8 protein-coding genes are annotated in these 7,823 nt (G+C 49.3%); all 8 read right to left on the bottom strand.

The window, feature by feature from the left end:
• Positions 1-19: 19 nt before the first annotated feature.
• The gene (locus tag PJK55_RS10595) at positions 20-2,674 is read right to left on the bottom strand and encodes an MMPL family transporter (RefSeq protein ID WP_271305773.1); all 2,655 of its coding nucleotides are present in this window, start codon (positions 2,672-2,674) and stop codon (positions 20-22) included.
• A gap of 3 nt (positions 2,675-2,677) precedes the next feature.
• Positions 2,678-3,121 (bottom strand): MarR family winged helix-turn-helix transcriptional regulator, encoded by a 444-nt coding sequence (locus PJK55_RS10600; protein ID WP_214785181.1) that lies wholly within the window; start codon positions 3,119-3,121, stop codon positions 2,678-2,680.
• An 85-nt stretch (positions 3,122-3,206) separates the two neighbouring features.
• On the bottom strand, positions 3,207-4,163 hold the full coding sequence (locus PJK55_RS10605) for an NAD(P)/FAD-dependent oxidoreductase (protein ID WP_271305774.1): 957 nt from the start codon (positions 4,161-4,163) through the stop codon (positions 3,207-3,209).
• Positions 4,164-4,232: 69 nt separating this feature from the next.
• Complete coding sequence (locus PJK55_RS10610) at positions 4,233-4,919, bottom strand: DUF975 family protein (protein WP_271305775.1); 687 nt, start codon at positions 4,917-4,919, stop codon at positions 4,233-4,235.
• Between the two features lie 84 nt (positions 4,920-5,003).
• Complete coding sequence (locus PJK55_RS10615; protein ID WP_012727632.1) at positions 5,004-5,222, bottom strand: helix-turn-helix domain-containing protein; 219 nt, start codon at positions 5,220-5,222, stop codon at positions 5,004-5,006.
• Positions 5,223-5,232: 10 nt separating this feature from the next.
• Positions 5,233-5,712 (bottom strand): DUF2975 domain-containing protein, encoded by a 480-nt coding sequence (locus tag PJK55_RS10620; RefSeq protein ID WP_271305776.1) that lies wholly within the window; start codon positions 5,710-5,712, stop codon positions 5,233-5,235.
• Between the two features lie 115 nt (positions 5,713-5,827).
• The gene (locus tag PJK55_RS10625) at positions 5,828-6,391 is read right to left on the bottom strand and encodes a YdhK family protein (RefSeq protein WP_271305777.1); all 564 of its coding nucleotides are present in this window, start codon (positions 6,389-6,391) and stop codon (positions 5,828-5,830) included.
• Between the two features lie 141 nt (positions 6,392-6,532).
• The coding region (glmS, locus tag PJK55_RS10630; RefSeq protein ID WP_271305778.1) for a glutamine--fructose-6-phosphate transaminase (isomerizing) at positions 6,533-7,823 on the bottom strand (1,291 nt) is incomplete at its 5' end.

The raw sequence follows: 7,823 nt of genomic DNA on the forward strand, positions 1-7,823 counted from the left end.
ACGAGACATCCGTTTCTGTTTATGACTTTTTCTTTTGTCGGAACGGCCACCATACACCGTCACCAAACGAAATCGTAATGGCTGGAATCAAGAGTGGCAATACAATCAATCCGTATAGCAACAGACCAGTAATGACGATGGTCGCAATCTGAACGAGACTGAGCACGCCTGACGGAATCATGGCGCCGAACGTCCCGGCGAGGATCACTGCAGCGGTCATAATGACGGTACCCATCTTCGTCATCGAATAGACGAGCGCATCACGGACCGTCTTCCCATTGATCGTCTCTTCCCGGAATCGATCCAGTAGGAAGATGGAATAGTCAATTCCGAGTGCAATCAACATGACGAATCCAAAGAACGGAACGGCCCAGCTGATTCCGTCATAGCCAAGACCTTCCACAAAGATCAGCTCTGTGATCGCTGCTGACGTATAGTACGTCAAGAGAAGCGAAGCAATCATATAGAGCGGCATGATCATCGAGCGGAACAATGCCGTCAAGACGATGAACAACGTCACGAGCATGATGGCTACCGTCCGATTGAAGTCGTTCGTAGATGTTTCATTCAAATCGCTGTTGATGCTTGAGATCCCAGCGTATCCGATGGTCGCATCTGCATATGGTGTCCCTGCCACAGAACGGTCCATCGTCTCTTTAATCGTCTCGACGACATCAATCGCTTCTGGTGAGTACGGATCCATCTCTAATACGACCTCGAGCTGAGTCGCTGTCTCTTCGTCAAAGACGTAGCGTTCGACGGCAGGTGAAAACTCATCTGATGTGAGTGTCCCTTCAGGAAGATAGACGCCTGTCTCACGGAGCGAATCTGCTTCACTCAACTGTTGCAAGAACGAAACCGCTTCGCCGAGGCCCGACTCGATTTGTCCTAATCCGTCGTTCGCTTCGCCGACACCTGTCGCGAGTTGCGATAGTCCGGTGCTAAGTTCACCAACCTGAGATCCTTGCGCATTCAATGCAGACGCGGCTTCACTGATGCCCGATTCGATTTGTGTGAGCCCTGCCGACACTTGACCGAGCTGTCCGACTGCAGCAGGGATGTTTTGAGTCGCTGTCAATCCTTGCCCAATGAGACCAAGTTGACCGTTTAACTGATTCAGCCCAGCTGCTGCTTCTGCAAGCGGTGCCCCGGCATTGGTTGAACCGCTTGGCAATTGTCCGACGACCGCGTTTAGCCCTTGCTCAATTTCACCTAATCCGGCCTGGACATCACCGAGACCCGTCTGTGCGTCAGACAAGCCTTCACTGAGTTCACCGAGTTGCGTGTCGACATAGAAATCGTCGATGACTTCACCAGTCGGGCGTGTGAGGGCACGCACGCCGCTCACTCCATCGACTTTTTCGAGCTCACTTGCGAACATTTCAATGTATGGGACTTCCGATTCTGTAATGGCTTGATCTTGTTTCAAAATGATTTGTACCGGAAGGGATTCCCCTTGACCGAACCCTTCTGAAATCAAATTCAGTCCACGAACCGAATCGTACCCGTCTCCAATCTCATCGACCGTATTGAACGAACGGGCATCGTCATACGTGAACAGGACTGGCACCGTGATCAATCCAACGACCAAAATCGATACGAACGGGCGATTGACCGACAATCGACTCAATCCAGCCCAGAGCTTGCTATCATGATGCTCGCCTGCTTTCTTCGATGGCCAGAACAGTCGTTGCTTGAGCGTCGCCATAAAGAATGGGACGACCGTGAAGAGAATCAACAGCAACACCGCAATCCCGACTGCGACGGCGACGGCTGATTTGAAGATTGGAAAATCTGCAAATCCGATGGCCGCGAAACCGACGAAGACCGCGAGCCCACTGATCAAGACCGTCCGTCCTGCCGTCTTGTACGTGTTGACGATTGCGTCTTCAATCGCATGCCCCGCACTCAGCTCCTCTTTGTAACGGCTAAGAAGTAGGATACAGTAGTCTGTCCCAATCCCGAACAAGATGGCCACGAGGAATATTTGTGTGTAGTTCGATACCGGGAATCCGAACCAATCCACAAAGAACGCGACAAACGATTGGCTCAATAAATACGTGAAGCCGACCGCGATGAGTGGAATGAACGGTGTCACGATAGAACGGAACACGAGGAGCAACAATCCAAAAATCAATATGACCGTGATGATTTCCGTCTTTTTCAATCCTTCTTGGGCACTCAAGTTCACATCATTGTTAATGATTTCTTCTCCAGTGATATATACTGTTTCCTCTTGAGGAAGCACGTTTTCACGGACATCATCAGCAAACGCATTGATTTCTTCTGTCGTACCTTCGACCGTGATCGGGACGAGGACGATGCGTCCGTCTTCTGAGACGAGCTGTGCCTCTGTCTCCTCACTTTCAAACGGATCGAGAACATCGGTCACGACCGTTTCATCCTGTCTAAGCTCTTCGATGACACGAGCGACATCCGTTCGCTCGGTCTCGCCAATCGACTCGAACTCGTAGACGAGCGAGATGGTTTTATCACTCTTCCCGGCCTCATCTAAAATCGCTTGTGCACGCTGAGAGTCCATATCGTCCGCTAGCTGAAAACTACCAGCTTCTTCTGCTTGCTTTGTTAAGTTCGGCGCTACGACAAATAGTGCCGCCGTCAATACGATGAGGGAAATGAGGATTCCCCAACGCCATTGAATGATTTTATGCATGCGTTATTCCTCCCCGATTCGGAGCAATTGTTTTATTTTCCGGAACGTCCGGACAAATTGCTCAATTTCAATTTCGTCTACTTCTCCATCGATGAGGGATTCTACATATCGATAGACGGCACCGTCCACTTCCTCGACGAGCCGCTTTCCTTCTGAGGTCAATTCAATCAATCGTTCGCGCTGGTCTTGTCCACGTCGACTCGTGACAAGTTCTTTTTCGACCAGTTTTTTGAGTCGATTCGAGACCGCACTTTTATGGACACCTTGCTTTTGTGCCAACTGTCCAGCTGGCGTCGGTCCGAATTGATCGAGCAGCTTTAAGAGTTGGAGTTGTTCACGTGAATATTCACGCCATACATCCCCTTCCATCGCTTCGATGACATGTTCCGTCCCATGGAACATCACTTCTTCAAATAACTGCACGGCTTCGCGCATCAATGCTTTCATTTTTAGTTTACCCCCTAAACTAGATGGTTATAGTTTATGTCCTAAACTAAATAACGTCAAATAAAAAGACCGATAAGGGGTGTCCTCATCGACCTATGTTCTTTTCAATGGCTTCTGCCACACGTAATCCAGACAAATAGGCACTCTCAAATCGAGTTCGTCCGGATGGATCATCCGCTTCAAGAAAGATATCGCCAGCTAAATAGATGGGCTGATGGCTTACTCGATAAAACGGTTCATGCCACACGTCTTTCGCTTGCGCATAGCGCCACCGTTTCAACTGCCGTGACACGATGTCGATATCGCGTACTTCCTCCCGGAATAACCGCTCAACTTCTGCAAGCGTCTCCTCTTCCGGTCGCTCATACCACTCCTCACTCCACGCTTCTTCCATATAGACGCTGATGAGCGAGGTCGCAGTGATTCCTTTTTGCTGATTATTGATCACCTTCAACAATCCAGGTGTCAGGTCATGATCGAGAATCCCATCTTCCCCAATCTGTACATCACCCGTACATTCGAAGAGACCAACGAACGTCGGCGCATACACGAGACGTCGCAAGGAAGGTGTGACCTGATCAACCAAACTCCCGAGTAATTCGAACGATTGCGGAAGCGGTGCCGTCATCACGATTTGGTCGTATGAACGTCTCGTCACATCTGTCTTCACGCTGATGGTACTATCCTCTTCTATGTGAACGTGCTCCACATGTTCATTCAAGTGTACCGTCAATCCCTCAGCAAGATGCTTGGCGAGTCCATTCATGCCATCCGTCCCCACGTATCGCGGATAAGGGTCCGCATACCAGACACGTACCCAGTTCGCACTCATCCACGACTGTACCTCGCGTTTGAGCGCTTCCCCACGTACGGTGAAATAGACGGCCCCGTGATCCGCTCGTCCGTCACCGATTCGACGAGTTGCCAAACGTCCCCCGACGCTTTGACTCTTTTCGGTTAATTCGACAGTATGACCTCGACGTATCAGTTCACGCGCTGCGATGATTCCGCTCAGACCAGCCCCAATGATTCCAATCTTCATTCAGCATTTCCCCTTTCCTTCATGAAGATTGTAGCATGCTCTTTCCTTTCAACCTCTATTTGATATGCTTCAGGCTGGTTTGTTCCATTGTTCGTCGTACGCCCGACGCGAGTCTTCATACATGACAGCGAAACGCGAAACGACGAATGGACGAATCAGAATCGTCGCAATCGATAGGGAGAATGCGGCAAGTAAAACCGAATTCACGACCATAAATAACGTGAAGCCAATCAAATAAATCGGGATGAACGGCAAAATTAGTTTAAATGCGTCCCACTTCCGACCATGCATCAACGCGCGTGACTTCGTGATCGATTCTCTGACCGATAATGCTGGCTCATCTCGCAAAATAAAGTACGTGAACGCGTAAGAGAAGAATTTCATGATTCCCGGAACAATGAGCAATAGTGTCCAAAGCGTCTGGAAGATGGCTAGTAGGATGACAGCAGCCACATGCTTACCAAATCGTTCCTTCATCGGTCGAAACACATCACGAAACTGCGCGTCTTGTCCGCGAATGATTGAAAGAATGACCCAGTGATACCCAATGATGATTGGATATAGCATGAAGGATACAACAATTGTACTTAAAAGGAATACAATCGCCTGTACTGAATCGGCTTTCGCCCCGTAAAGTGTCGGATCGAGCAATGCGCTAAATTCTAATATAACGGCACAGAGAAACGACCAGATTAACAGTAGACCTCGTTTCCCATTAATTGCTTCGTGTGTCCGTTCTGTCCATGTTTGAACCATTTTCTAGTCTCCCCCTGAATGATTTATCTTATATACGCTATATCGTTCAAATACGTTTCATGTTCACACAAAAAAAGCAGAGATTCACTCTGCTCGTTCGTCCGCTCGATATTCTAGTATGTCCCCCGGTTGACAGTCGAGCGCTTCACAAATTGCTTCGAGCGTCGAAAAACGAATCGCTTTCGCTTTTCCATTCTTTAAAATCGACAAGTTCGCCATGGTGATCCCGACCCGTTCCGACAGCTCTGTCACACTCATTTTCCGCTTCGCTAACATCACATCTAGATTCACAATCATCGCCATTTTTCTCACCTCAGACCGTCAAATCGATTTCTTGTTTCATATCGATGGCTCGCTTCAATAATTTCTGTAACAACTCAGCAAAGACGGCAATGACAAATGCGGCGAACACGAAGACGAGCCCGAGGACTAAGAAACCCGGGGAATCATCACGCTCGGCGAACCAATAGAAGAACGGAAGCAACGCCGTATAGATGACCGTGATGGTCAATGCACAATACTTGATTACCCGAAGTACTTTCACCGCTCCATAGGAGAATGCCTCATTCCGATCAATCAATCCTAGCAAGGTAAATGTCTGAAAAAGAGCCGCAAAATAGGGAACTGCCGCCACATACATCCCGACGACAATCGAACGCATCGAATTCGCAATCCAACCCCCGCTCTCGGTTGCGTCTCGCCAAAGAAACGGAAGTAAAAAGATACAGGCTGCAAGAATCGGAAGGGTTAAGACAATCACCGATAGTTTTAAAAAGACGGTTTCTCGTTTCACCTGTCATACACCTCACTCATTTTATTTCCTTTATCATACGCCCTTATTTATCGTTTATCAATAAATATTTATCGAAAAAAATAGACCTCAAAAAATTTCTTGAGGTCTTCTTTCCTTACTTCATCGCTTCTAGTTCACTTTCGGTCACCCATTTATGGTTTGTGACCTCTTCTCCATCTTCCGTCGTGTAATCCACCATATAAACCGTCGTCTCTTCAGCCATATCAATTGTCGCTTCCGCGCCATCCATGCCCTCCATGTGATCGGCGGCCAAAACGACTTGTTCACCTTCTGCTAATGGCGCGTCATCCACGTTCTCGAGTTCCTCATGAATCACCCATTTATGATTCTCTACGGGATCACCGCCTGTCGTCGGTGTATAACTGACTGCGTATACAGTCGTATCATACGCACCGACAATCGTGGCTTCGACACCTTCCATCCCCGGCATATGATCCGCTGTCATCATCGCTGTCGACCCGACCGGATATGTCGGATCATTCGCTTCCATCAGTCCGTCCGGTATCTCTCCAGACCCTGAGTGGTCCATTGCCGAATGATCCATGCTTTGTTCTTCTGACATCTCCATCGATGTATCGTCCGCCGTATCCCCACATGCGGCTAACGATGTAGCGAGCACGATGACACCTAAGCCCGTCATCCATTTCTTCTGTTTCATCGAATCTCTCCTTTTATTCATACTCACGTTGAGTGTACCCGCTCTTTCAAGGAAACAGACATGTTTGAGAGCATTCCGATGATTTGTTAACTGACTGCAACAAAAAAGGCCAAAATCCCGAAAGATTCTGGCCATGGATGATTATTCAACTGTTACAGACTTCGCCAAGTTACGTGGCTTGTCGACATCACAGTCGCGGGCGAGTGCCGCATAGTACGAGATGAGTTGAAGTGGAAGAACCGTCACGAGTGGCGTGAGAAGTGGTTCAACACGTGGAAGAACGAATGCATCGTTCTCGTGCTCCATGCCTTCCATTGAAATCGTACAAGCTACTGCACCACGCGCCACAACTTCTTTGATGTTTCCACGAATGTTGAGGTGTGTGTTTGGTTGCGACACAAGCGTGATGACTGGTGTCCCATCTTCAATCAACGCGATCGGGCCGTGTTTGAGTTCCCCACCTGGGTATCCTTCTGCTTGAATGTATGAGATCTCTTTGAGCTTCAATGCGCCTTCAAGACCTACATATGAATCCAATCCACGTCCGAGGAAGAATGCGTTACGTGATTCTTTCAAGAACTTATCAGCAAGCTCTTCAAAGATTTCTTTTTGTGCCATGATTGAGTCCATCGTTGTTGCAACGAGCGCGAGCTCTTGCATCAAATCAAACGGAAGTTTCTTCCCGTTTGCACGAGCGATGTCGTATGCGAGAATCGCGAGGACGGCGATTTGTGCCGTGTACGCTTTCGTCGACGCGACGGCGATCTCCGGTCCTGCGTGGAGGAGCATCGTCTCGTTCGCTTCACGCGAGAGTGTCGATCCTGCTACGTTTGTCAACGTGAGCGCTTTATGGCCAAGCTTTTTCACTTCGACGAGGACGGCACGGCTGTCCGCTGTCTCACCTGATTGTGAGATGAAGAGGAAGAGTGGCTTCTCTGTCAAAAGTGGCATGTTGTAACCGAACTCTGACGCGACGTGTACTTCAGTCGGTACACCTGCGACGCGCTCGATCAATTGTTTCCCAACGAGACCAGCGTGGTAACTTGTTCCACACGCAACGATATAGACGCGGTCCGCTTCCGAGACGAGCTCGCGCACGCCGTCCGTGAGTTCGATGTCGCCGTTTTCGTTCTGGTAGTGCTGGATGATGTTGCGGATGACGGCTGGTTGCTCGTCCATCTCCTTCAACATGTAGTGCGCGTACGTACCTTTCTCGATGTCTGACGCATCGATCTCGGCCGTGTACGGTGCACGTTCGAGCACTTCGCCGTCAAGCGTCTTGATCGTCGCCGACTCACGTGTGAGGATGACGATCTCGCCGTCGTGGAGCTCGAGGTACTGATCTGTCACCTGGAGCATCGCCATCGCGTCCGATGCGACGACGTTGAACGTGCCGTCACCGAGTCCGACGAGGAGTGGTGACTTGTTCTTC

The organism is Exiguobacterium sp. MMG028 (assembly GCF_027947425.1).
Classification (GTDB): Bacteria; Bacillota; Bacilli; order Exiguobacteriales; family Exiguobacteriaceae; genus Exiguobacterium; species Exiguobacterium aestuarii_A.